Annotated in this window: 20 protein-coding genes; 7 read left to right on the top strand and 13 right to left on the bottom strand. The window is 68.9% G+C overall.

Annotated features, from left to right (window positions below; all coding sequences use genetic code 11):
• Positions 1–142 precede the first annotated feature (142 nt).
• Together FHY03_RS00745 and FHY03_RS00740 are read right to left on the bottom strand one after the other, a co-directional pair.
• On the bottom strand, positions 143–1,138 hold the full coding sequence (locus tag FHY03_RS00745; protein WP_260158593.1) for a LacI family DNA-binding transcriptional regulator: 996 nt from the start codon (positions 1,136–1,138) through the stop codon (positions 143–145).
• A gap of 84 nt (positions 1,139–1,222) precedes the next feature.
• Positions 1,223–1,852, bottom strand: a complete 630-nt coding sequence (locus FHY03_RS00740) for a TetR/AcrR family transcriptional regulator (RefSeq protein WP_183928125.1) — start codon at positions 1,850–1,852, stop codon at positions 1,223–1,225.
• A gap of 87 nt (positions 1,853–1,939) precedes the next feature.
• Between FHY03_RS00740 and FHY03_RS00735 the strand changes: the two genes are divergently transcribed.
• The 5 genes from FHY03_RS00735 to FHY03_RS21255 all read left to right on the top strand — a co-directional run bounded on the left by FHY03_RS00735 (position 1,940) and on the right by FHY03_RS21255 (position 9,598).
• A complete protein-coding gene (locus FHY03_RS00735) occupies positions 1,940–3,169 on the top strand; it encodes an efflux RND transporter periplasmic adaptor subunit (RefSeq protein WP_183928123.1) in 1,230 nt (409 codons plus the stop codon).
• 6 nt (positions 3,170–3,175) lie between these two features.
• Positions 3,176–6,385: an efflux RND transporter permease subunit gene (locus tag FHY03_RS00730; protein WP_183921159.1), complete on the top strand. Its 3,210-nt coding sequence runs from the start codon at positions 3,176–3,178 to the stop codon at positions 6,383–6,385.
• Position 6,386: 1 nt separating this feature from the next.
• On the top strand, positions 6,387–7,922 hold the full coding sequence (locus tag FHY03_RS00725; protein ID WP_311721268.1) for an efflux transporter outer membrane subunit: 1,536 nt from the start codon (positions 6,387–6,389) through the stop codon (positions 7,920–7,922).
• A gap of 69 nt (positions 7,923–7,991) precedes the next feature.
• The gene (locus FHY03_RS00720) at positions 7,992–8,246 is read left to right on the top strand and encodes a hypothetical protein (protein WP_183928121.1); all 255 of its coding nucleotides are present in this window, start codon (positions 7,992–7,994) and stop codon (positions 8,244–8,246) included.
• 239 nt (positions 8,247–8,485) lie between these two features.
• The gene (locus tag FHY03_RS21255; protein WP_183928119.1) at positions 8,486–9,598 is read left to right on the top strand and encodes an ABC transporter ATP-binding protein; all 1,113 of its coding nucleotides are present in this window, start codon (positions 8,486–8,488) and stop codon (positions 9,596–9,598) included.
• Here the strand turns inward: FHY03_RS21255 and FHY03_RS00710 are convergent.
• Genes FHY03_RS00710 through FHY03_RS00700 form a run of 3 tightly spaced genes read right to left on the bottom strand, consistent with a single transcriptional unit; the run spans position 9,572 to position 12,572 of the window.
• The gene (locus tag FHY03_RS00710; RefSeq protein ID WP_311721267.1) at positions 9,572–10,423 is read right to left on the bottom strand and encodes a carbohydrate ABC transporter permease; all 852 of its coding nucleotides are present in this window, start codon (positions 10,421–10,423) and stop codon (positions 9,572–9,574) included. The genes FHY03_RS21255 and FHY03_RS00710 overlap by 27 nt on opposite strands.
• Entirely contained in the window at positions 10,420–11,301 is an 882-nt protein-coding gene (locus tag FHY03_RS00705) for a carbohydrate ABC transporter permease (protein ID WP_183921156.1), read from the bottom strand. The genes FHY03_RS00710 and FHY03_RS00705 overlap by 4 nt, the downstream gene beginning before the upstream one ends.
• Positions 11,298–12,572 carry an extracellular solute-binding protein gene (locus tag FHY03_RS00700; RefSeq protein ID WP_183921155.1) on the bottom strand — a complete coding sequence of 425 codons (1,275 nt, stop codon included), beginning with the start codon at positions 12,570–12,572 and terminating at the stop codon, positions 11,298–11,300. The genes FHY03_RS00705 and FHY03_RS00700 overlap by 4 nt, the downstream gene beginning before the upstream one ends.
• A 135-nt stretch (positions 12,573–12,707) precedes the next feature.
• Between FHY03_RS00700 and FHY03_RS00695 the strand changes: the two genes are divergently transcribed.
• A complete protein-coding gene (locus FHY03_RS00695) occupies positions 12,708–15,668 on the top strand; it encodes a TonB-dependent siderophore receptor (protein WP_183928117.1) in 2,961 nt (986 codons plus the stop codon).
• Between the two features lie 99 nt (positions 15,669–15,767).
• Here the strand turns inward: FHY03_RS00695 and FHY03_RS00690 are convergent, their stop codons facing one another.
• The 7 genes from FHY03_RS00690 to cyoA all read right to left on the bottom strand — a co-directional run bounded on the left by FHY03_RS00690 (position 15,768) and on the right by cyoA (position 22,614).
• On the bottom strand, positions 15,768–16,298 hold the full coding sequence (locus FHY03_RS00690) for a response regulator transcription factor (protein ID WP_183921153.1): 531 nt from the start codon (positions 16,296–16,298) through the stop codon (positions 15,768–15,770).
• On the bottom strand, positions 16,295–17,575 hold the full coding sequence (locus FHY03_RS00685) for an ATP-binding protein (RefSeq protein WP_183921152.1): 1,281 nt from the start codon (positions 17,573–17,575) through the stop codon (positions 16,295–16,297). The genes FHY03_RS00690 and FHY03_RS00685 overlap by 4 nt, the downstream gene beginning before the upstream one ends.
• 167 nt (positions 17,576–17,742) lie before the next feature.
• Entirely contained in the window at positions 17,743–18,426 is a 684-nt protein-coding gene (locus tag FHY03_RS00680; RefSeq protein ID WP_183928114.1) for an SURF1 family protein, read from the bottom strand.
• Complete coding sequence (gene cyoD, locus FHY03_RS00675; RefSeq protein ID WP_183928112.1) at positions 18,423–18,833, bottom strand: cytochrome o ubiquinol oxidase subunit IV; 411 nt, start codon at positions 18,831–18,833, stop codon at positions 18,423–18,425. The genes FHY03_RS00680 and cyoD overlap by 4 nt, the downstream gene beginning before the upstream one ends.
• Positions 18,833–19,465, bottom strand: a complete 633-nt coding sequence (gene cyoC, locus FHY03_RS00670) for a cytochrome o ubiquinol oxidase subunit III (RefSeq protein WP_183921149.1) — start codon at positions 19,463–19,465, stop codon at positions 18,833–18,835. The genes cyoD and cyoC overlap by 1 nt, the downstream gene beginning before the upstream one ends.
• Before the next feature lie 5 nt (positions 19,466–19,470).
• Complete coding sequence (gene cyoB, locus FHY03_RS00665) at positions 19,471–21,471, bottom strand: cytochrome o ubiquinol oxidase subunit I (protein WP_183928110.1); 2,001 nt, start codon at positions 21,469–21,471, stop codon at positions 19,471–19,473.
• Between the two features lie 6 nt (positions 21,472–21,477).
• Positions 21,478–22,614, bottom strand: coding sequence for a ubiquinol oxidase subunit II (gene cyoA / locus FHY03_RS00660; protein ID WP_183921147.1), 1,137 nt, complete (start codon positions 22,612–22,614; stop codon positions 21,478–21,480).
• A gap of 113 nt (positions 22,615–22,727) precedes the next feature.
• Here cyoA and FHY03_RS00655 point away from each other — a divergent pair, with 113 nt between their 5' ends.
• Positions 22,728–24,050, top strand: coding sequence for an MFS transporter (locus FHY03_RS00655; protein ID WP_183928108.1), 1,323 nt, complete (start codon positions 22,728–22,730; stop codon positions 24,048–24,050).
• Here the strand turns inward: FHY03_RS00655 and FHY03_RS00650 are convergent.
• Entirely contained in the window at positions 24,019–24,588 is a 570-nt protein-coding gene (locus FHY03_RS00650) for a uracil-DNA glycosylase family protein (RefSeq protein ID WP_260158592.1), read from the bottom strand. The genes FHY03_RS00655 and FHY03_RS00650 overlap by 32 nt on opposite strands.
• Between the last annotated feature and the right edge of the window lie 26 nt (positions 24,589–24,614).

The raw sequence follows: 24,614 nt of genomic DNA, 5'->3' as shown, positions 1-24,614 counted from the left end.
CGTCTCCGCGACCGGCTAAGCGGCTGATGGGCTCACCTGCAATCGATTGCAAGATATTTGTGCAAACGCTTGCGTTCAGGTTCGGCTGGGAAAGTTCGCTAGGCCGCTAAGTCTGGTAGCGTCGATGCGCGACCGCATCCGCTCAGGTCGAGGCGCGCACCACCAACTCGGGTGCGATCACCGCGTGCTCCGCCGGCTCGCCCGCCACTCGCGCGAGCAGGCGGTCGACCATCAGCGCCGCGCCGCGCGCGAGGTCCTGGCGGATCGTCGTCAGCGGGGGCGAGGTATGGGCGGCGAGCGTGACGTCGTCGTAGCCGATCACCGCCACCTCGCGCGGCACGTCGAGCCCGGCCTCGCTCACCGCGCGGAGCACGCTCATCGCAGCGACGTCCGAGGCCGCGAAGATCGCGTCAGGCAAGGTGCCGACCGCGAGCCGGGTCCGCATCGCCGCATGGACTCGATCGGGGTCCATCGCGGTGGCGAGGACCTCGGCGCGCACCCCGGCGGCGCGCGCGGCCGCGGCGAAGCCGGCCCATCGGTCGGCGAACTCGGGTGGGGCGGGGTCGCCGACGAAGAGCAGCCGGCGACGCCCGCGCTCGAGCAGATGCTCCGCCGCCAGCCGCCCGCCCGCGACATTGTCCGAGCCGATGGCGAGGTGACGCTGCCCCTCGCGGTGGACGCCCCAGGCGACGAGCGGCGCATAGCGGGAGGCGACGCGCTCAATCGTCTCATATTGGTCGGACTGACCGACGAGCAGCAGGCCGTCGACCCGCCCGGCGTCGACCAGCCGGTCGAGCCAGTCGCCGTTCTCGGGCAGCACGCGCGAGAGCAGCACGTCATAGCCGCGGTCGACCAGCAGGTCGGCGATGTAGCCGAGCAGCGAGAGGAAGAAGGGATCGGTCAAGTGCTGCGTGCGTGCGTGCCCCAGCGGCATCGCCAGCCCGATCGCGCCGGTGCTGCGCAGCCGCAGGTTGCGCGCCATCTGGTTGGGGCGGACGTCGTGCTCGCGCGCCAGCGCTTGGATGCGCGCCTGAGTCGCCTTGCTCACCGACGGGTGGCCCGACAGCGCGCGCGACACGGTGGCGGTCGACACGCCCGCGAGCGCCGCCAGGTCCGCGAGCTTGGTCGGCTTCGGCAACAAACGCAAACCCCCCTGAAATTGCTCGGACATTTAGCCGCGGGCCGCGCCTCGCCGCAACTGCCTCGGGGTCGTAGTCGCCGGTCAGCCCTGCGCGGCGAGTCGGTCGATCTCGCGTTCGACGAAGTCCATCAGCAGCGCCATCACCGCGGGCGGCGTCTCCTGCTTCTTCACCACCCGGCGCTGGAAGATTCCCGCCGACACGACGAGGATCGACTCGGCGAGGCAGCGCAGCGGCTCGGCCGCGCTCGCCTGCGGCACGATCGCGCTCAGTGCCTGGATCAGTCGCTCGCGCAGCCGCTCGTCGACCGAGCGGAAGATGGCGGCCAGGCGCGGATTGCGAGTGGTCTCGGCGATGATCTCCGAGACGAGTCGCTCGTCCGGCATGTCGGCGCAGGTGATGAAGCGCTCGACCCAGAGACGCACCGCGGCGCGATCGGGCACGCAGCCGCCGCAGCACAATTCGTCGCCCCCGAGGAACTCGGCGAGGTCCTGCTCCGCCAGCTCGGCGACGATCGCCTCCTTGTTGGCGAAGTCGCGGTAGATCTGGCCGACCAGCACGCCCGAGCGTTCCGAGATACGTGCCATGCCGGTGGCGTGGAAGCCGTTCTCGGCGAAAAGTTCCCGCGCGGCCTGAACTATTTTTGCGCGCCGCGCGTTGGCCTTGGTGCTGCGATCCCGCGGCTCGGGCACCGCATAACCATCTGACGTCATCTTCTTACCCGTCTTGACGATCTGCTCTCTTCGCAGTAGCAGCATTCGTGAGTGAGTGATCACTCACACACATTCGACGAGAAGTCCATGGCAAAACAGGGGTTGGCGCTCGCGGCGCTGGTGATGGTTCCGCTGGCTGCGTGCAGCGGCGGCGGGAACGAGCAGGGTGCGGCCAAGGGCGGCGCCGAGCAGCAGGGGCAGGCCGGCCCGCCGCAGGTCGGCGTGGTCACGGTGCAGCCCGAATCGGTCACACTGACGACGGTGCTGCCCGGCCGTACCAGCGCGTACGAGACGTCCGAGGTGCGCCCGCAGGTCAACGGCCTCGTCACAGCGCGGCTGTTCACCGAGGGCGATCAAGTCAAGAAGGGGCAGGCGCTCTACCGCGTCGACCCGCAGCCCTATCAGGCGCAGGTCGCCAACGCCCGTGCGGCGCTGGCGCGCGCGCGCGCCGCGATCGCGTCGAGCGCGGCGCTGCAACGTCGCTATGGCGAGCTCGTCAAGATCAACGCCATCGCGCGGCAGGACTTCGAGAATGCGGTGACGTCCGCCGAGCAGGCGCGCGCCGACGTCGCCGCGCAGCAGGCGGCATTGCGGACCGCGCAGATCGATCTGGCGCGCACCACGATCCGCGCACCGATCTCGGGGCGGATCGGGCGCTCGATCGTCACCACCGGCGCGCTCGTCAGCTCGGGCCAGACCACCGCGCTGACGACGATCCAACGGCTCGACCCGATCTACGTCGACGTCAGCCAGTCGAGCGGTGACCTGCTGCGACTGCGCCAGCAGATCGCCGCCGGCGCTCTGTCGCGCGGCGGTGGCGCCGCGCGCGTCCAGCTGCGTCTCGAGGACGGCTCGGTCTATCCGATCGAGGGCAAACTCCAGTTCGCCGACGTCAGCGTCGATCCCAACACGGGTACGCAGACGATCCGCGCGCTCTTCCCCAACCCGCGCGGGCTGCTGCTGCCGGGTATGTATGTCCGCGCCGAGCTGGTCGAGGGCACGCAGGCCAACGCCTTGCTGGTGCCGCAGCGCGCTGTGACGCGCGACGAGAAGGGCAATCCGAGCGTGCTGGTCGTCGGCCCCGACGGCAAGCTCCAGCCGCGGGCGCTCACCGCGCCGCGCACGATCGGCGAGAACTGGCTGGTCACCGCCGGCCTCAAGCCGGGTGACAAGGTGGTAGTGGAGGGCGCGATGATGCTGCGCCCCGGCATGCCGGTGAAGGCCGTGCCGTACAATCCGAACGCTGCCCCGGCGCAGCCAGGTGCGGGTCCGGCACAGGGGCAGCAGCCGCAGGGCCAGCAGGCCCAGGGAAAGTAACCTCGCATGTCGCGCTTCTTCATCGACCGGCCCATCTTCGCGTGGGTCATCGCCTTGGCGCTGATGCTGGCGGGGATCATCGCGATCCGCAGCTTGCCGATCGCGCAATTCCCCGAGATCGCGCCCCCCGCGGTCGCGATCACCGCCAACTATCCCGGCGCCGACGCCGAGACGCTCGAGCGCACCACCACCCAGATCGTCGAGCAGCAGCTGCGCGGCATCGACAATCTGCGCTATTTCTCGTCCTCCTCCTCCTCGGCGGGCGTGGTCACGATCACGCTGACCTTCGAGCAGGGTACCGATCCCGACATCGCGCAGGTGCAGGTCCAGAACAAGCTGCAGGCGGCGACCCCGCTGCTGCCGCAGGAGGTCCAGCGCCAGGGTATCCAGGTGACGAAGTCGGCGGCGAGCTTCCTCGCCGTCGTCGGCCTCGTCTCCACCGACGGGTCGCACAGCAACAACGACCTCGCCGACATGGTCGTGTCCAAGTTCCAGGACCCGGTCAGCCGCATCAACGGCGTCGGCGAGCTCCAGGTGTTCGGCTCGCAATATGCGATGCGCATCTGGCTCGATCCACTCAAGCTCAACAATTACGCGCTGACCGTCGCCGACGTCACCGCCGCGGTGCAGGCACAGAACGCGCAGGTCTCCGCCGGCCAGATCGGCGCGCAGCCCGCGCCCAAGGAGCAGATGCTCAACGCGACCGTCTCGGTGCAGTCGCGGCTCCAGACGCCTGAGCAGTTCGGCAACATCCGGCTCAAGACTGGCACCGACGGCTCGGTGGTGCGGCTGCGCGACGTCGCGCGGGTCGAGATCGGCGCCGAGAATTACGGCTTCGACGTGCAGTATAACGGCAAGCCGGCGTCAGGCTTCGGTGTCCGGCTGGCGGCAGGCGCGAACGCGCTCGACACCGTCGACCTGCTCAAGGCGCGTGTCGCCGAGATCGGCAAGACGCTGCCCGCCGACGTGAAGGTGATCTACCCCTACGACATCACGCCGTTCGTGCGGCTGTCAGTGGAGCAGGTGATCCACACGCTGATCGAGGCGGTGGTGCTCGTCTTCCTCGTCATGTTCCTGTTCCTGCAGAACTGGCGCGCGACGCTGATCCCGACGATCGCGGTGCCGGTGGTCCTGCTCGGCACCTTTGCGGTGATGGCGCTGGCGGGCTTCACGATCAACACGCTGACTTTGTTCGGCATGGTGCTGGCGATCGGCCTGCTCGTCGACGACGCGATCGTCGTGGTCGAGAACGTCGAGCGCCTGATCGTCACCGAGCATCTTTCCCCGAAGGAAGCCGCGCGCAAGTCGATGGACGAGATCAGCAGCGCGCTGGTCGGCATCGGCATGGTGCTCTCGGCGGTGTTCCTGCCGATGGCCTTCTTCGGCGGCTCGACCGGCGTGATCTACCGCCAGTTCTCGATCACGATCGTCTCGGCGATGGTGCTCTCGGTGCTCGTCGCGCTGATCCTCACGCCCGCGCTGTGCGCGACGATCCTGAAGCCGCACGATCCCGACAAGCAGGAGGGCAACGGGCCGCTGGCGCGTTTCTTCCGCTGGTTCAATCGCAACTTCGACCGCGCGCAGCATCGCTACGAGGGCGGGGTGAAGAGCACCGCGCGCCACTGGAAGCGCTCGCTGCTGGTCTATCTGCTGATCGTCGCGGGCATGGCGCTCGTCTTCATCCGGCTGCCCTCGGGCTTCCTGCCCGACGAGGACCAGGGCTTCGTGCTCGCGCTGGTGCAGGGCCCGGCGGGCGCGAGCAGTGCGCGCACCGAGAAGGGGCTGGCGCTGACCCGCGACCACTTCCTCAAGCAGGAGGCCAAGAACGTCCAGGGTGTCTTCACCATCAACGGCTTCAGCTTTGCCGGCCAGGGCCAGAACACCGGCCTGGTGTTCGTCAACCTGAAGCCGTGGGAGGATCGCTCGGGCGGCGACAATCGCGCCCAGGCAATCGTCGGGCGCGCGATGGGGTCGTTCTCGCAGTATAAGGACGGGCTGATCTTCGCGCTGATCCCGCCCGCGGTGCAGGAGCTCGGCAACGCCACGGGCTTCGACGTCCAGCTGGTCGATACCGGCGGGGTCGGGCACGAGAAGCTGACGCAGATCCGCAACATGATGCTCGGCATGGCGTCGCAGGACCCGCGGCTGGCGCAGGTACGCCCGCTGAGCCTGGAGGACGCGCCGCAGCTCAAGGTGAAGATCGACGAGGACAAGGCGCGCGCGCTCGGGCTCGACCTCGCCGACGTCAACAGCACCATCGCGACCGCCTGGGGCGGCGGCTATATCAACGACTTCATCGACCGCGGTCGCGTGAAGCGCGTGTACGTCCAGAACGATGGCCCGTACCGCATGGCGCCCGAGGACGTCGGCGAGCTGTACGTCCGCGGTGCGAACGGGCAGATGGCGCCGTTCACCGCCTTCTCGACGCTGGAATGGGCCAACGCGCCCGTCTCGCTGACCCGCTACAACGGGCAGCCGGCGATGCAGCTGCAGGGCTCGCCCGGACCGGGGCAGAGCACCGGTGCCGCGATGGAGGCGTTGCAGGAGATCCACGCCAAGCTGCCCCCGGGCACGACGCTGGAATGGACCGGCCTCTCCTACGAGGAGCGGCTGTCGGGCGGGCAGGCGCCGGCACTCTACGGCCTGTCGCTGCTGATCGTCTTCCTCTGCCTCGCCGCGCTGTACGAGAGCTGGTCGGTGCCGATCTCGGTGCTGCTGGTGGTGCCGCTCGGCATCATCGGCGCGGTGCTCGCGGCGTGGCTGACCGGACTGAACAAGGACATCTACCTCCAGGTCGGCCTGATCACCACGATCGGCGTGTCCGCCAAGAACGCGATCCTGATCGTCGAGTTCGCCGAGGAGCGCATGGCGGAGGGGATGAACTCCTTCGAGGCGGCGGTGGAGGCGGCCAAGCTGCGCCTCCGGCCGATCCTGATGACCAGCCTCGCCTTCGTGTTCGGCGTGATGCCGCTGGCGGTGTCGACCGGCGCGGGCGCGGGCGGCCAGAACGCGATCGGTCGCGCGGTCGTGGGCGGCATGTTGTCCGCGACGGTGCTGGCGATCTTCTTCGTGCCGATGTTCTTCGTCGTCGTGCTGCGGCTGTTCGGGCACAGCGGCCACGCCGCGACGCCCGACCGGACCGAAGACGCCGACCACCGGGCGGACGACGCCGCCCTCGACCATCATCCCGGGGCACCGCGCCCCGAGGGAGCCTGACGTGACTCGTTCCGCGATCCTCACCGCGCTGGCCCTGTCCAGCGCGCTCGCCGGCTGCAACCTGGCGCCTAAGTATGAGCGCCCCGGAGGCGCGGTTCCCGCCGCGCTGCCGCAGGGCGGGGTGTACCCCGCCGCGGCGAGCGACGCCGCCGACGTCAGCCAGATCGGCTGGCGCGACTTCTTCCTCGATCCCCGACTGCGCGGGGTGATCGAGACCGGGCTAGCGAACAACCGCGACCTGCGTGTCGCGGCGGCCAACGTGCTCCAGGCGCGGGCGCAATATCGAGTCCAGCGCGCCGACCTGGTGCCGAGCACGACGATCTCGGGATCGGGCACGTTCACCAACAACATCTTCGGCGCGGCCGGGGCGGCCGGCGCTGCTGCCGGCGCGGGAGCGGGCACGGGAACGGGCACCGGCACTGGGACGGGCACCGGCAGTGGCGTGGGTGGCGGCACCGGCGGCGGGACCGGGGTAGGCGCCGGCGCGGGGGTCGGCAGCACCTCGTCGAACGTCGAGTTCTTCTCGGTCAACGCCGGCTTCTCGGCGTTCGAGCTCGACCTGTTCGGGCGCGTGCGCAACCTCAATCGTGCCGCGCTGGAACAGTATTTCGCCTCGGAAGAGGCGCAGCGCTCCACCCGCATCAGCCTGATCGCCGAGATCGCGACGGCGTGGCTCACGCTCGCCTCGGACCAGGAGCAGCTGAGGCTCAGCCGCGAGACGCTCAAGACCTTCGAGGAGACGGTGCGGCTCACCAGCGCGCAGTTCCGCATCGGGGTCGCCTCCGAGCTGGAAGCGCGTCAGGCCGAGACCAACTATCAGGCCGCGCGCAACGACATCGCCGCGCTCACCACGCGCGTGGCGCAGGACCAGAACGCGCTCAACCTGCTGGTCGGCACCACCGTGCCCGCCGAGCAGCTGCCGACCGGGCTCGACGACACGCCGCTCACGCGCGATGCGCTGCCCGGCGACGTCTCGTCGGAAGTGCTCCTGCGCCGCCCCGACGTGCTCCAGGCCGAGCACCAGCTGATCGCGCAGAACGCCAACATCGGCGCGGCGCGCGCGGCCTTCTTCCCCCGAATCTCGCTGACCGCGACGATCGGGACGATCTCGAGCGCGCTGTCCGGCCTCTTCGGTGGGGGCAGCTTCACCTACACCGGCTCGCCCTCGGTCGGCCTGCCGTTGTTCGACGGCGGCCGCAACGCGGGCAATCTCGACTATGCCAAGGCGTCGCAGCAGGCGGCGGTCGCGACCTACGAGCGCGCGATCCAGACCTCCTTCCGCGAGGTGGCCGACGCGCTGGCGCAGCGCGGCACGATCGGCGAGCAGGTTTCCGCGCAGACCGCCCGGGCCGAAGCCGCCTCGGTCGCGGCGCGACTGTCGGACGCGCGCTACCGCGCGGGCGTGGACTCGTTCCTGACCTCACTCGACGCGCAGCGTACCGCGTATTCGGCGCAGCAGCAGCTGGTGACCACGCGGCTGAGCCGGGCGAGCAATCTGGTGGAGCTGTACCGCTCGCTGGGCGGGGGGCTGCGCTGAGGCGCAAACGTTTGCTTGCCATCGGGGCGTTTCGGCGTACTCTCCTCTCAAATAGATGAGGAGAGGGCGATGCTGTCGAACGAGCGCGCTGGTGACGAGAGCATCGTCATCCTTCAGTCGCTGCTGTGCCTGATGCGCGAGAAGAACCTGCTGTCGCGCGCCGACATCGAGACCTTGTGCGAGCGCGTCGCGGTCCGCGCGGCGCAGGCCGAGCGTGATCCGATGCCATGCTGCGCCGAGGCGACGACCGCGGCGGCGCACGAGATGGCACGGATCGGCAGCTACATCGGCCAGCGCTATGGCGGCAAACATCGGCGGCTGTGAGGTGGGCGCTTACGGCGTCAACCGTCGTTCCGGCGCGCTATACTGAATCTGAAATCCTCCCCGGCACGGGGAGGGGGACCGCTCGCGAAGCGAGTGGTGGAGGGGGCTCTCCCTACAGCGCAGCGCTCGCGGAAGCCCCCCTCCACCAGCCTGCGGCTGGTCCCCCTCCCCCGCGAGCGGGGAGGACCGAAGGACGCCACCCCTTGTCACCGCTCCGTTAACCAGCGACACTCCGCATCGTGGCCAGCGTCGACATCCAGGGGCTAGCGAAGCGCTTCGGCGCCAGCGACGTGCTCCGACCCACCGATCTCCACATCGCCGACGGCGAGTTCGTGGTGATCGTCGGCCCCTCGGGTTGCGGCAAGTCGACGCTGCTCCGCCTCATTGCCGGGCTGGAGGAGCCGAGCGCTGGCCGTGTGCTGATCGGCGGCCGCGACGTTACCGACGCCGCGCCGGCCGATCGCGAGCTCGCGATGGTGTTCCAGTCCTACGCGCTCTACCCGCATCTCACCGTCTACGAGAACATCGCCTTCCCGCTGAAGGTCGCGCGGCTCGGCAAGGCTGAGGTGCGCCAACGCGTCGAGGAGGTGGCCGAGGCGCTCGACCTGATGCCGCTGCTCGCGCGCCGGCCCAAGGCGTTGTCCGGCGGGCAGCGCCAGCGCGTCTCGATCGCGCGCGCGATCGTTCGTCGTCCCAAGGTGCTGCTGCTCGACGAGCCGCTCTCCAATCTCGACTCTGCGCTGCGCGTGAAGATGCGGCACGAGTTCGCCCGCCTGCACCAGCAGCTCGGCAGTACGATGATCTATGTTACCCACGACCAGCTCGAGGCGATGACGCTCGCCAACCGCATCGTCGTGATGAGCGCGGGGCGGGTCGAGCAGGTCGCCCCGCCGCTCGCGCTCTACGCCGAGCCCGCAACGCTGGAGGTAGCCGCCGCGATCGGTTCGCCGGGGATGAACCTGCTCGCGGTGACGATCGCCGCGGCCGACCACGACGGCGCGACGGTGCGGCTCGCCGACGGCGCCGATCTACGAGTCGCGGTCGCGGTCCCGTCCGCCGCGGTCGGCCAAGCAGCGACGCTCGGCGTGCGCCCCGAGAACCTTCACCCCGCCGACGACGGCGCCTTCACCGGCGCGGTCGAGTTGTTCGAGCGGCTCGGCCCGCTCTCCTTCGCGCATCTCGGCACGATCGGCGATCATCCGTCGGTGGTGGCGCAGCTCCCTGGCGACCGGGCCGTGACCTTGAGCGAGCGGCTGCGCTTCGCGGTCGCGCCCGAGGCGGCGCATCTGTTCGACCGCGACGGCCGCGCCTATCCGCGCCCCGCCTTAGCCCTTGATGCTGCCGCCGAGTAGTCCGCTGATATAGTAGCGCTGGAGCGGCACGAAGAGGATCAGCACCGGCAGCGTCGTCACCACCGCCGCCGCCATCATCAGCTCGCCGTCGGCGGCATGTTCGCGCGAGATCGCTGCGACCGCGACCGGCAGCGTGTAGAGATGTTGGTCGGCCAGCACGATCAGCGGCCACAGGAAGTCGTTCCAGCTGCCCAGGAACATGAACAGCGCGAGCGTCACCGTGATCGGGGCGAGCAGCGGCAGCACGATCTGCGCGAAGATGCGCCGCTCGCTGGCGCCGTCGAGCCGCGCCGCGTCGAGCATCTCGTCGGGGATCGATAGCGCCGCCTGGCGTACGAACAGGATCGCGAAGATGCCCGCCAGCGAGGGGAGGATCACCCCGGCGTAGCTGTTCACCAGCCCGAGTTCCTTGAAGATCAGGAACAGCGGCAGCATCGCTACTTGCCCCGGCACCACGAGCGCGCCGACCAGCAGCTGGAGCAGTCGCTCGCGACCGCGGAAGCGCAGCTTGGCGAAGGCGTAGCCGGCAGGCACGGTCAGCAGCAGCCCCAGCAGCGTCGACAGTCCCGCCACGGCGAGGCTGTTCCACAGCGCGGGCACGATGCGATAGTCGAACCACGCGCCGTCGATCAGCCGGCGCGCGAGCAGCTCGTGGTAATTCTCCCACGACCAGCGCGACGGCCACAGCCGCGGCGGGAAGCGGCTCGACTCGCCGCGCGGCATGAACGAGACGAGCACCATCCACACCAGCGGGGCGGCGGTGAGCAGCGTCGCCGCCGCGACCGCGGCGTTGGCGGCGATCGCACGCCAGCGGCGGCGGGTCACAGCCACTCGTAGCGCCGCCCGATCCGCGCCTGCGCGAAGGTGAGCGCGAGGATCATCAGGAAGAGAATGAACGCCACCGCCGAGGCCTGTCCGAGGTTCCACCATTTGAAGCCCTCGTCGAACATGAAATACAGCACCGTGGTCGTGCTCTGTGCCGGGCCGCCCAGCGTCATGACATAGGGCTCCGCGAAGATCTGGAGGAAGCCCGCGACGCTCATCACCGCGGCGAGCAGCAAGGTCGGTCCGATCGCGGGCAAGGTGACGTGGCGGAAGCGTGTCCAACGAGAGGCCCCGTCGAGCCGCGCCGCCTCCATCAGGTCGTGCGGCACCGCCGACAGCGCCGCGGTGAAGACGATCATGTTGTAGCCGAAGATCTTCCACGTGACGAATAGCAGGATGGCGGGGATCGAGGCGTGCGGGTCGCCAAGCCAGTCGACCGGCGGCACGCCGATCCAGCCGAGCGCGCGGTTGAGCAGGCCGAAGCGCGTGTTGAGCAGGAAGCGCCACACCACCGCGGTCGCCACCACGCTGGTGACATAGGGCGCGAACAGCAGCACGCGCCACAGCGGCTTCCAGCGCACGCTGGCATCGTGGAGAAGCAGCGCTGCCGCCAACGAGGTGCCGATCGCCATGGGAACGCCGAGCAGCGCGAACAGCGCCGTGTTGCCGAGCGCGCGCCAGAACAGCGGCGTGGTCAGCAAGCCGGTGAAGTTGCCGAGCCCGACGAAGCGCAACGCGCCCCAGTCGGCGAGCGCGTAGATCGAGTAATCGGTGACGCTCAGCGCCAGCGCGAGCAAGGTCGGCAGCGCGAAGACGAACAGGATGATCGCGAGCACCGGCAGCACGAAGCCCCAGGCGGTGCGCTCCTGTCGCGTCATGTCAGCCGTCCCGCTTCGACCAGCGCGCGGCGCTTGGCGAGCAGGCGGTCGACGCGATCGTCCATCGCGACGAGCGCCGCGTCGATGCCGAGCTGGCCGCGTACGACCCGCTCGGCGATCAGCTGCACCTCGATGCGGATCCGCTCCCACTCGACGATCATCGGCTCGCGCGTCGGAGCGCGCATCTGCTCGGCGAAGGCGGCGAGCGCGGGTTGGCGCAGCTGCGGGGTAGCCCACGCGGCGGCGCGCGCGGGCAGGGTGCCGATCAGCCGCTGGTAGGTCAGCTCGCTTGCGGGCGAGGTGAGGTGGCGAACCAATGCCCAGGCGGCGGCCGGCCGGCGCGAACGCGCCGACACGCACAGGCTCGCCGCGATCCCGGAGACTCGCCCCGGACCCTGAGGGCCGGGCATGCGCGCGGTGCTCCACAGCGCGGCCGGGATCTCGGCGGCGCGGCGGTGCAGGTCGAGCGTCAGGGTCGGGCCGTACGGATAGACCGCGAAATAGCCCTGCGCGAAGGCGGCGACAGGATCCTGCACCTCGGTCGACAATGCCGGCGGGGCGAGCCGCTCGCGGAACAGCGACACGTAGAAGGCGAGCGCGTCGCGGAAGCGCGGATCGCGGAAGTTGCCGCGCGTGTCGCGCTCGCGCAGCGGGTTGGCGCCGGTCTGACCGGCGAAGGTGAAGAGCGAGTCCCACCAGTTGAGCAGCATCAGGAAGGCATAGTCGTCGGGTGCCCGCGCCTTGAGCCGCTGCCCCATGCGGCGCCACGAATCCCAGTCCTCGGGCGGCGCGGCATAGCCGGCGCGCTCCAGCAGGTCGCGGCGGTAATATTGCACCTGCGGCGCGACAGACCAGGGCACCGCATAGGGCCGACCATCCGGTCCGGTGGCCGCGCTCACGCCCGGGAACAAGCCGGTGAGCAGCGCGGGGTCGGTGACGGGCGCCAGGGCACCGATCAGGGCGAACTCGCCGACCCAGCCGTCCGGCAACATGAACACGTCGGGCAGCGAATCGCCGGCCTGGGCGGTGAGCAGCTTCTCGTGCGCCGCGGTCCAGGGCAGCGTCTGTACCTCGACCGGAACCCCGGTCGCGCGCGTGAAGCCGGGCATGAGCATCGGCGAGTAATCGCCCTCGTAGCTCATCGCCCAGAGGCTGATCGTATCGGGAGAGCGCCGCGCGGCGCAGCCACCCGCCGCGGCCATCGAGAGCGCCGCGACCACCGAGCGCCGGGACCAACCCGCGGCACGCGCGAGCTTCCCCCCGTATGTCACGTCACATCAACACCTTGCGTAAGATCCGGTTGCGCCAGGTTGTTAACAATTAGAAACTTTTTAGCCCGGAAGACGTTGTTGCGGGAAAGAAGAAGCCGGCGTGCAGGGGCCGGCACGATCCGAAGGGGAAACAGGATGCCGTCTCAGCTCTCGTCGCGAGCCCTGTTGCTCGCGGGCGCACTCGCCTGTGTCTCCGCGGTGCCGGCCTGGGCGCAGGCGGCGGCACCCGCCGACGCCGCTCCCGACACATCCGGCACGGGCTCCGACGAGGACATCGTCGTCACCGGGTCGCGCATCGCACGCCCCGACTTCGAGGCGCCCAACCCGATTGTCTCGTTCGACAGCCAGCGCATCCAGCAGTCGGGCAACACCAACGTCACCACCTTCCTCCAGCGCGTGCCGGCGTTGACCACCTCGCTCGACAATGCCGACAGCGCCGGCCCGAACCGGCCCGACAACCAGCTGTACGGCGCGGCGGGGCTCAACCTGCTCAGCCTGCGCGGGCTCGGCTCGGCGCGGACGCTCGTGCTGGTCAACGGGCGGCGCCACGTCTCGGGGCAGATCGATAGCGCGGCGGTTGACATCAATTCACTGCCGACCGACCTGATCGAGCGCGTCGACGTGCTCACCGGCGGCGCCTCGGCGGTGTACGGCGCCGACGGCGTGTCCGGCGTGGTCAACTTCATCCTCAAGCGTGACTTCGACGGCGTCGCGGGCCGCACCCAGTTCGGCATCTCGGAGCAGGGCGACGCCGGCAACCGCTTCGCCTCGCTGATGGCGGGCAAGAACTTCGGGGGCGGACGCGGCAACGTCACCGCATATTACGAGTATAACGCCGACGACCCGCTCCAGAACGACGACCGCTCCGTCCTGCGCCGCCGGAACCGACTCTACACGGTGTCGAACCCCGCTTACGCCGGGCCGGGCTCGGGCACCTATCAGCAGGTGCTGGCGGGCGACCTGCGCTATCCCGGCGGCTCGCCCGCGGGCGTGATCGACATCGGCGGCACGCTCTACAACGGCGACGGCTCGCTCTACGATCCCGGGACCGACGCGGGGGGCGGCTTCGCCAGCGGCGGCAGCGCCACCTCGGTCGCTGGCTATGTCGGTGACCTGCTGCCCAAGACCGAGCGCCACGCGGTCAACCTGCTGACCCATTACGATTTCTCGGACGCGTTCCAGCTCAGCCTCGAGGGCAAGTTCGTCCAGTCGACCGCCACCACCTTCGGCGGCTTCACGGGCAATTACACTGGCGATTTCACGCTCGATAACCCTTACCTGCCGATCAATCTGCGCGATGCCGCGCTGGCCAACGCGCAGCGCGTGATCTCGTCCAACCGCAACAACACCGATTTCCCGCGGCTGGGCGAGAGTGATCGCCGGCGCACGTGGCGCGGCGTGATCGCGGCCACCGGCGCGGTGAGCGACCACGCGCGCTACGATGTGTCCTACACCTACGGCCAGACCGACGTGCGGATCACCAAGCTCAACGACCGTTGGGAGGACCGCTATTACGCCGGACTCGACGTGGTGACCGATCCCTCCACCGGTCGCCCGACGTGCCGCTCCAACCTCAACCCCGCCGCGGTGCAGGTGCCCACGGTCAGCTTCACGCCGGGGCCGAACAGCGGCTGTCTCCCGATCAACACCTTCGGGGTCAACGTCACCGATCCGGCGGCACTGGCCTGGGCCACCAACAACAATGTCAGCAGCGCGCGCGTCACCCAGTCGGTGGCGAGCGCGGCGCTGACGGGCGACTTCGGCGCGTTGTTTGCCCTGCCCGGGGGGCCGGTGAAGTTCGCGCTCGGCGGCGAGTATCGGCGCGAGACCAGTCGCTTCGACCCCAACAGCTTCCTTACCGGGGAGCAATGGTACCAATATGACGAGGGCAACAAGTTCGACCCGACCTTCGTGATCTCGCCATCGCGCGGCGCCTTCGACGTATGGGAGGTGTTCGGCGAGATCGACGTGCCGCTGCTGCGCGACCGGCCCTTCTTCGAGACGCTCTCGGTCGGGGCGGCGGGCCGCTATTCCGACTATTCCACGATCGGGAGCACCAAGGCCTATCAGTTCAACGGCGTCTGGGCGCCGGTGCGCGACATCAGCTTCCGCGGCAGCTACAGCCAGGCGGTGCGCGCGCCCAACATCGGCGAGCTGTTCGCGCCGGTCGGGCCGGCCACCAACTTCTTCTCCGACCCATGCTACGTCGAGAACCGCAACGCCGGAACGTCGAGCCGTGCGGCCAATTGCGCGACCTTGATCAACGGGCTCGGCGCCGATCCGGCGGCCTTCACCGCGGCGAACAACCCCGACGCCGCGGTGCTGATCAATGGCTCGCGCAGTGGCAACCCGGGGCTGAAGGAGGAGACCGCGCGCACCTGGACCGCGGGCACGGTGCTGCGCCCGCGCTTCCTGCCCGGGCTGACGATCTCGGCCGACTGGTACGACATTCGCCTGGACGACGCGATCAGCATCGCCGACGCCAATACGATCGCCAACCTCTGCGTCGACCAGCCGACGCTCGACAACGTCTATTGTGCCGCGATCCGGCGCCGGCAGGGCACCGGATACATCAACGGCTATACGGTGCAGCCGCAGAACGTGGCGCGCTACGCCACCGCCGGGCTCGACCTCAACATCAGCTACGTGCTGCGCACCGCCTCGGCGGGGACGTTCGACATCCGCTTCGTCGGCGGCTATCTCAACAAGCTCGAGCAGATTGCGACGCCGGGTGCACAGGTCGAGGATCAGGTCGATCAGTTCAACCGCCCCAAGTACAATTTCGTCTTCTCGCCGACCTGGTCGCTGGGCGAGGTGACGCTGAGCTACAACCTGCGCTGGTTCGACGCGACCCGCCGCTTCGCCAAGCTGACCACCGACAACAATCCCGACTACGCCCCCGCTGCGCTGCTGCGCTACAAGGAGCTGTGGCAGCACGACGTGCAGGTGCAGGTCGCGCCGGACCAGGGCGTCGGTTTCTACGTCGGCGTCAACAATCTGGCGAACCAGCGGCCGTCGGTCGACTCGATCGATCAGCCAATCTCATCGCTGGGACGCTACTTCTACGCGGGCGCGAAGGTGCGGTTCGGGGCGTAGGCGCCGCCACGGCGACGACTGCGACCAGTCTCTCGCCCCACTCTTGTCACCCCGGGCCTGACCCGGGATGACGGGAGACAGGATTTTCTCTTTCCGACCCTAGAGATGGCGCTTGCCCAGCTTCCGCGCCAGGGTGCGCCGGTGCATGCCGAGCCGCCGCGCCGCCTCGGAGACGTTGAAGCCGCAGTCCGCCAGCGTCTGGTGAATATGCTCCCACTCGAGCGTGCGCAGCGAGGTGGGATGCGCGACCAGCTCGACCGAGGCGTCACCCTCGCCCGAAGCCTGGAAGGCCGCCTCGATATCGTCCGAGTTGGCCGGCTTGGACAGGTAATTGGTCGCCCCCAGCTTCACCGCCTCCACCGCGGTGGCGATGCTGGCGAAGCCGGTGAGCACCACGATCCGCATCGCCGGATCGATCGCGTGCAGCCGCTCGACGCAGGTCAGCCCGGAGGCGCTGCCGAGCCGCAGGTCGACCACCGCATGGTCCGGCCTCAGCTCCGCCGTGGCGGTGTCGAGCTCCTCCGGGTCGGTGATCGCGCGCACCTGATAGCCGCGTCGCTCGAACGAGCGCGCCAACGTGCGCGCGAACACCGCATCGTCCTCGATGATCAGCAGGCGGCGCGCGCTCATGATGTCTCCTCCGGGATCGAGATTGCGGCGAGCGGCAGCGTCAGCGTCACCTCGCTGCCACCGTGCTCGCGCACGCGCGCCGATACCGTGCCGCCGAGTGTTCGCAGCACGTTGACGGCCAGGAACAGGCCCAGCCCGGCGCCGCGCCGCGCCTTGGTGCTGAGATAGGGCTTGCCCAGCCCCTCGAGGATCGACTGCGGGAAGCCGGCGCCGTCGTCGCGTACCGCCAGCACCAGCCGGTCGCCGTCCCACCAGGCGCACAAGGTGATCGTCCTGGCGCCGGCCTCGACCGCGTTGTCGAGCAGGTTGGTGATCGTCTGCGCCAGCGCCTTGTCCGCGACGATGCGCGGGTCGCTCGTCATCAGATGCTCGTAGGACGCGGTCGGCCCCTTGCTCTCGTTCCACGAGTCGACGATGCCGGCGAGAAAGGTGCGCAGCGTGGTCCGCACCGGCGCGTTGCCGCGCACCTCGCCCGAGGCGAGCAGTACCTGGCTGAGGATGTCCTTGCAGCGAGTCACCTCGGCACGCATGTCATCAAGGTCGGCGAGCAGCGCGGGCGAGCGCGCGATCGCCGGCTCACGCCGCCAGTCGCCCAGCATCACCGCGATCGAGCTGAGCGGTGTGCCGAGCTCGTGCGCCGCGCCGCTGGCGAGCAGCCCCATGCGGACGATGTGCTCCTCCTCGGCGGCGCGCTGGCGCAAGGCGGCGAGCCGCGCGTCATGCTCGGAGACGTTGCGCACGATGCGGGTGACGAACAGCGCCAGGAGCGTCGCGGTGAGCGTGAAGTTGAACCAGCTCGCCGCGACATAGGGAATCGAGAGCTCGGACGCCCAGAAGTGCGGCAGCGGGAAGGGCGGGGCGGCCCAGGCGAGCCAGGCGAACAGCGTGCTGGTGATCACCACCATCGCCCAGCTCGTCCAGCCGCGCAGCAGCAGCGCCGCGATCACGACCTGGAGCAGGAAGAGCGTGACGAACGGGTTGCTCACCCCGCCGCTGAGATAGAGCTGCGTCGTCAGGCAGGCGACATCGACCAGCAAGGTGGCGAACAGCGCGGCGTTGGTGATCGGGCGGCGCTCGACCACCTGGTTGACCGCGACATTGAGCGCCACCAGCACCGCCAGCGCGCCAAGCATCGGCACCAGTGGCAGGTGAACGCCGACCACGAAATGGACGAGCAGGATCGCGGCGAGCTGCCCCGCCACCGCGAGCCAGCGCAGCAGTGCGAGCAGGCGGACGTTGCGTCCGCCCGGCCCGCCGCGCGCGAGCGGTCCGAGCATGTTGGCGAGGTGAGGCATGAGGTTAGACTAGCGCGTTTCGCATGGGAGCTGAACTTCCTCGGGTAAACACCTGGCGGTGTTCCTGAGGACCCAGGAACCCAGAGGCACGCAGGATGGCGCTCGCTTCACTGAGCTCCAGCGTTCGCAGGAGCACGGGGCCGAGCCGCTCACGCGTCCCGCGGCGCGCGCGCGATCCGGTACGCGAGATAGGCCATCATCGCCGCCAGCGTGAACCAGGTCAGCGCGTAGATCAGGTGCGTGTTGCGGAAGCGGACGACCGTCAGCCCGCCGCGCGGCCAGCCCGTCGTGCCGCTCGCGTCGGCGTCGATGAAATAGGGCGCGACCTTCTCAAGGCGGCGCGCGCGCGCGATCGCCGCCGTGTCACGCGAGTACCAGCGATCAGCGACGGGATCGTTGTCGCGGAGGAAGGCGCCGTCCGGTTCGGTCACCCGCAGCAGCCCGGTGACGCTCGCCTCGCCTGTCGGCGTGCGGATCGCGGCGCGGTCGCCGAGCGGGACGAAGCCGCGGTTGATCAGGATCGTGCCGCCCGGCGTGTCGAGCGGGGCGAGCACCCAATAGCCGCCGCCATAGTCGGTCACCGCCTGGACGAACACCGGGGCCGCGGCGCGCCACCGGCCGGTGGCGCGGACGCGGAGATACGCGCTGTCATCGTCGATCCCCCGCCACTCGGCGCGCGGTGGCGCCGCGACCGGGGCGGCGGCGAGGCGGCGCTCCACCCGGTCGATCAGCGCGAGCTTCCACGCGCGCCGTTCGACCTGCCACACGCCCAGCCCGGCGAGGAGGGCGGTGCCGAGCACCGCCAGCGCCAGGAAGACGTGTCGCCGGGTCACATGCCGGCGCTCGACATCTCCGCCTTCATCGACGGCATCATGTTGAGGTTCATGTGATACATCACCCAGAGCGAGCCCGAGATCACGATCACGACGATGATCACGGTGAAGATCAGTGCCATCATCGTCCAGCCCGCCTCCGACTTGGTGTTCATGTGCAGGAAGTAGATCATGTGGACGACGATCTGCACCATCGCGAGCGCCATCACGATGCCCGCGGTGACCCGCGGGTCGGCGATGACGCCGCTCATCACCAGCCCGAAGGCAGGGGCGGTGAGCAGCACCGAGAGAAGGAAGCCGATCCAATAGCCCTTGCGCGAGCCGTGCGCGGCGCCGCCGTGCGGGTCGTCATGCCCGTGCCCGTGCGCGTGGTCGGCGGCATGGCCGTGATGCGTCTCGGCGCCCATCAGCGTAGCACTCCCAGCAGATAGACGAAGGTGAAGACGCCGATCCAGATGACGTCGAGGAAGTGCCAGAACAGCGAGAGGCACTGCAGCCGGCGCAGGTTGGCGTCGACCAGCCCGCGGCGCGACACCTGCACCATCAGCGTCCCCAGCCAGATCAGGCCGAAGGTGACGTGCAGCCCGTGCGTCCCCACCAGGGTGAAGAAGGACGAGAGGAACGCCGAGCGCTGCGGCCCCGCGCCCTCGTGGATCAGGTTGCTGAACTCGTAGAGCTCGATCGCGAGGAAGGCCGCGCCGAACAGTGCGGTGACCGCGAGCCAGCCGAGCACCGCGCCCTGCTTGCGCTCGTCCGCGCTGATCATCGCGAAGCCGTAGGTGATCGACGACAGCAGCAGCATCGTCGTGTTCACCGCCACCAGCGGCAGCTCGAACAGCTCGCGCGCGGTCGGCCCGCCCGCGTAGCTGCCGCCGTACACGCCATAAGCGGCGAACAGCATCGCGAAGATGAGGCAGTCGCTCATCAGGTAGAGCCAGAAGCCCAGCATCGTGCTGTGGCCCGGCGGGTGCTCATGCTCGTCCAGGTCGTAGAAGACCGGGTTCTCCGCGCCGGGCGGGGTCTGCGTCATCGTGCTCATCGGTCTCAGATCCCCGCGCTCTGGAGCGCGCGGGTGCGCACGTCCTCGTTCTTCACGACATCCTCCGCGGGGATGTGGAAGTCGCGGTCATAGTTGAAGGTATGGCCGATCGCGACGGCGAGCAGCGCGACGAAGGCGAGCACGGCGAGCCACCAGATGTACCAGATCATGGCGACGCCGAAGACCGTCGACAGCCCCGCCAGGATGATCCCCGCGCCCGTGTTTTTGGGCATGTGGATCGCGCGGAAGCCCTCGGTCGGCCGCTCGGCCTTGCGCTGCTTCATGTCGTGCCACGCGTCGAGGTCGTGGATCACCGGCGAAAAGGCGAAGTTATAGGCCGGCGGCGGCGAGGAGGTGGCCCATTCCAGCGTGCGGCCGTTCCACGGATCGCCGGTGAAGTCGCGCAGCTTCTCGCGGTCGCGGATGCTCACGTAGAACTGCATCAGCATCGCACCGATCCCGGCGGCGATGATCAGCGCGCCAATCGCCGCGATCACGAACCAGATCTGCAGGCTGGGGTCGTCGAAGGCGCGCAGGCGACGCGTCACGCCCATCAGGCCCAGCACGTACAGCGGCGTGAACGCGACCCAGAAGCCCACCACCCAGCACCAGAAGCTGATCGTCCCCCAGAACTTGTCCAGCTTGAAGCCGAAGGCCTTGGGCCACCAGTAGTTCACGCCCGCGAACATGCCGAACAGCACGCCACCGATGATCACGTTGTGGAAGTGCGCCACCAGGAAGAGCGAGTTGTGGAACTGGAAGTCGGCCGGGGGAACCGCCAGCATCACGCCGGTCATACCGCCGACCACGAAGGTCAGCATGAAGGCGACCGCCCACATCATCGGCAGCTCGAACCGGATGCGCCCGCGATACATCGTGAACATCCAGTTGAAGATCTTCGCTCCCGTCGGGATCGAGATGATCATCGTCGTGATGCCGAAGAAGCTGTTGACGCTCGCGCCCGAGCCCATCGTGAAGAAATGGTGCAGCCACACCAGGTACGACAGGATGCAAATGACGATCAGCGCGTAGACCATCGACGTATAGCCGAACAGCCGCTTGCCCGAGAAGGTGGAGACCACCTCCGAGAAGACACCGAACGCGGGGAGGATGAGAATGTACACCTCCGGGTGGCCCCAGATCCAGATCATGTTGGTGTACATCATGGGGTTGCCCCCACCGGTGTTGGTGAAGAAGTTGGTGCCGACGTAGCGGTCGAGGCTCAGCATCGCCAGCACCGCGGTCAGCACCGGGAAGGCCGCGACGATCAGCACGTTGGTGACCAGCGCCGACCAGGTGAAGATCGGCATCTGCATCAGGCCCATGCCCGGCGCGCGCATCTTGATGATGGTGGCGAGCAGGTTGACGCCCGAGAGCAAGGTGCCGACGCCCGCGATCTGCAATGCCCAGACGTAGTAATCGACTCCGACATCGGGCGAATAGTCGATCCCCGACAACGGCGCCATCGCCAGCCAGCCGGTGCGCGCGAACTCGCCGACGAAGAGGCTCATCATGACGATGACCGCGCCGCTGACCGTCATCCAGAAGCTGAAATTGTTCAGGAAGGGGAAGCTGACGTCGCGCGCGCCGATCTGCAACGGCACGACGTAGTTCATCAGCCCGGTGACGAACGGCATCGCCACGAAGAAGATCATGATCACGCCGTGCGCGGTGAACACCTGGTCATAATGGTGCGCCGGCAGGAAGCCCTCGTTGCCGCCGAAGGCGATCGCCTGCTGCGCGCGCATCATCAGCGCGTCGGCGAAGCCGCGCAGGAACATGACCAGCGCCAGCACGATGTACATGATGCCGATCTTCTTGTGATCGACGCTGGTGAACCACTCTTTCCAGAGATAGCCCCAGAGCCGGAAATAGGTCAGCGCACCCAGCAGCGCGGCGCCGCCAAGCGCCACCATCGCGAAGGTGCCGATCAGGATCGGCTCGTGGATCGGGAAGCTCTCGATCGAGAGCCGTCCGAAGATCGTCTTGATGAGATCGTCCGACATAGGTCCTCAGGCCTCCTTCGAGGCACGGGCGCGCAGCGGCGCCGGAAGGTGAAGCTCGGTCATGTTGCGGTTGCTGCCGGCGCCGGGATCGTTCTGGCCCGGTGCCTGGCCGTGCGGCGCGCTAAGGTGCGGCGACTCGCCCTTCTCGGACGGGTCGCGGGTCAGCGCGCCCTTGGCCTCGCCGTCACGCGGCGCGCGGTCGTTCACCGCCGGTCCCGCATGCGACATGCCCTGCATGCAGTCGGTGCCCGGCTTGACGCAGATCGCGACGACGCGGCGGAACAGCGTGGGGTCGACGCTGCCGAAGCCGAGCGGCGGGACCTTCTCGGTCGGCTGCTCCAGCCTCAGATAGGAAGCCGTGTCGAGGCGCCAGCGGTTCCGCTTCACGCCCGCGGCCCATTGCTCGAACCGCGCGGGCGCGACCGAGTGGGTCCAGAAGGTCATGTGCGAGAAGCCGGCCCCCGAGTAGTTCCCCGAGCGACCGGCGAACTTGCCGGTACGGTTGAGCACGCCGTGCAGCACCGTCTCCATGCCCGGCATGGTATAGACCATCCCCGCCATCGCCGGCACCCAGAGAGCGTTCATCACGCTGGACGAGGTCATCGTGAACTTGACCGGCCGGTTGACCGGAACGACCAGCTCGTTGACCGTGGCGATGCCCTGCTCGGGGTAGATGAACAGCCATTTCCAGTCGAGCGAGACCACCTGCACCTCGAGCGGACGATCGGTCGCGGCGACGGGCTTGCCCGGCGCGGTGCGCGCGAGCGGACGATAAGGGTCGAGCGTGTGCGTCGCCACCCAGGTCAGCGCGCCGAGCGCGATGATGATCAGCAGCGGCGCCGACCAGATCACCAGCTCGAGGCCGGTCGAATGGTCCCAGTCGGGCTCGTAGGTCGCCTCGGTGTTGGTCTCGCGATAGCGCCACGCGAACACCACCGTCAGCGCCATCACCGGCACGATGATCAGCAGCATCAGCACGACCGACCAGATGATCAGGTTCGACTGCTGCACGGCGACATCGCCGGCGGGGTTCATCACCACGGTGTCGCAGCCGCCGAGCATGGCCAGCGCGCCGAGCGCGAGCAGGCGCGGCGCGAGCGACACCACGCGGCGCGAGGGCGAGGGAGAGGGCAGGGGGATCATGGTCGCGCAGCTAGGCTTTGCTGCGGCGCAGCGGAATAGGACATTTTGTCCCATCCCGGCGTTGTGGCACTTAGGCTAAGGAGCCGCGAGATACGTCCGATCGGGAACATAGAATGGCCACCGCACACTCCGCGCCGCTCGAGCGCGGCGCCCGCAACGTCAACACGCGGGACGACCATCAGGTCCGTCCCGGTGAGATCGCGATCGGCGTGATCATTGGACGAACCTCGGAATTCTTTGACTTCTTCGTCTACGCCATCGCGTCGGTGCTGGTCTTCCCGACGGTGGTGTTCCCGTACATGGAGCGGATCACCGCCACGTTGTGGTCGTTCGCGCTGTTCCCGCTGGCGTTTATCGCGCGCCCGATCGGCACGCAGATCTTCATGTGGGTCGACCGTCGGCATGGCCGCGGCACCAAGCTGACGATGGCGCTGTTCCTGCTCGGCACGTCGACCGTGCTGGTCGCCTTCCTGCCCGGCTATGCCGAGATCGGTGGCTGGTCGGCGATTCTGCTCGCGCTGTTCCGTATTGGTCAGGGTATCGCGCTGGGCGGCGCATGGGATGGGTTGGCCTCGCTGCTCGCGCTCAACGCGCCGGAGAAGCAGCGCGGCTGGTGGGCGATGGTGCCCCAGCTCGGCGCGCCGCTCGGCCTGGTGGTGGCGAGTGCGCTGTTCGCCTTCTTCGTGTCGACGCTGCCGGCCGCCGACTTCATTTCCTGGGGCTGGCGCTATCCCTTCTTCGTGGCGTTCGCGCTCAACGTGGTGGCGCTGTTCGCGCGGCTGCGCATCGTCGTCACGCCCGAATATACCGAGCTGTTCAAGAGCCGTGAGCTCACCCCGTCGCCGGTCGGCGCCACGGTGAAGGCGCAGTGGCGCAACATCATCATCGGCGCGTTCGCGCCGCTGGCCAGTTTCGCGCTGTTCCACATGGTGACGGTCTTTCCGCTCTCCTGGGTGAATCTGTTCACCCGCGAGAGCATCGCCAGCTTCCTGCTGATCGAGACGATCGGCGGCGTGGTCGGTCTCGGCGCGATCGTGCTGTCCGGATTGCTCGCCGACCGGATCGGCCGACGCAGCGTGCTCGGCTACACTGCCGCGGGGATCGCGGCCTATAGCGGCTTCGCGCCGACGCTGTTGAACGGCGGGCGCGCGGGCGAGGTGCTGTTCATGGTCATGGGCTTCCTGCTGCTGGGCCTGTCGTTCGGCCAGTCATCGGGCGCGGTGACGAGCAACTTCCCGAAGCGCGCGCGCTACACCGGCGCGGCACTGACCTCCGACCTCGCCTGGCTGTTCGGCGCCGGCTTCGCGCCGCTCGCCGCGCTGGCGCTGACCCAGGCGTTCGGGCTGGTTGCGGCGGGGGCGTATCTGCTCTCGGGCGCGCTCGGCACGCTCGCGGCGCTGGGGCTCAACGTGGAACTGGCGCGCCGGCTCGACTGAGCCGCGCCGCGGCCTCGGCGAGCGTCGCGACGATCGCGCGCGGCACCGCTGGGCTGGTGCAGACATAGGTGGGTGAGGGGTGCGGCATCGTCAGCACGCCGACGTGAGGCTGTTCGCGCTCGACCAGCGCGGCGGCCCCACGCGCGACCCGGCCGGCGAGTACCACCACCTCCAGCCGCGGCAGCAGGTGGAGCAGAGGCGGGAGAAGCGCGAGGCCCTCGGCAATTTCGCCGCGGTGAAGGGGCCGGTTGCGCTCGCCCTGGGCGTGGACGTTCCACGGCACCGCGTTCCACAGCAGCGTGTCGCGCCGCTCGATCCCCGCCTCGGCGAGGAAGCGCTTGAGGTTGCGCGACGTGCCCGTGGCGTGGTCGCGCGAGACGATCGCCGGCCCATGCGCGCCGGGGGTCTCGAGGAGGAGGAGCAACCGCGCCGCGGCGCCGCCGTCGTTCGGATCGAAGCCGGGCACGTCGCGGCCGCCGGTGGCGAGCTGCGATCGCCAGTGTTCGAGTGGGGTGTGGGCCGCGGGGTCAGAGGACATGACGTGCTTATCTACCGGCCGGCTAT

The sequence above is a fragment of the Sphingomonas sp. BK345 genome, from assembly GCF_014193845.1.
GTDB lineage: Bacteria > Pseudomonadota > Alphaproteobacteria > Sphingomonadales > Sphingomonadaceae > Sphingomonas.
This window is presented reverse-complemented; position numbering and strand designations above follow the sequence as displayed.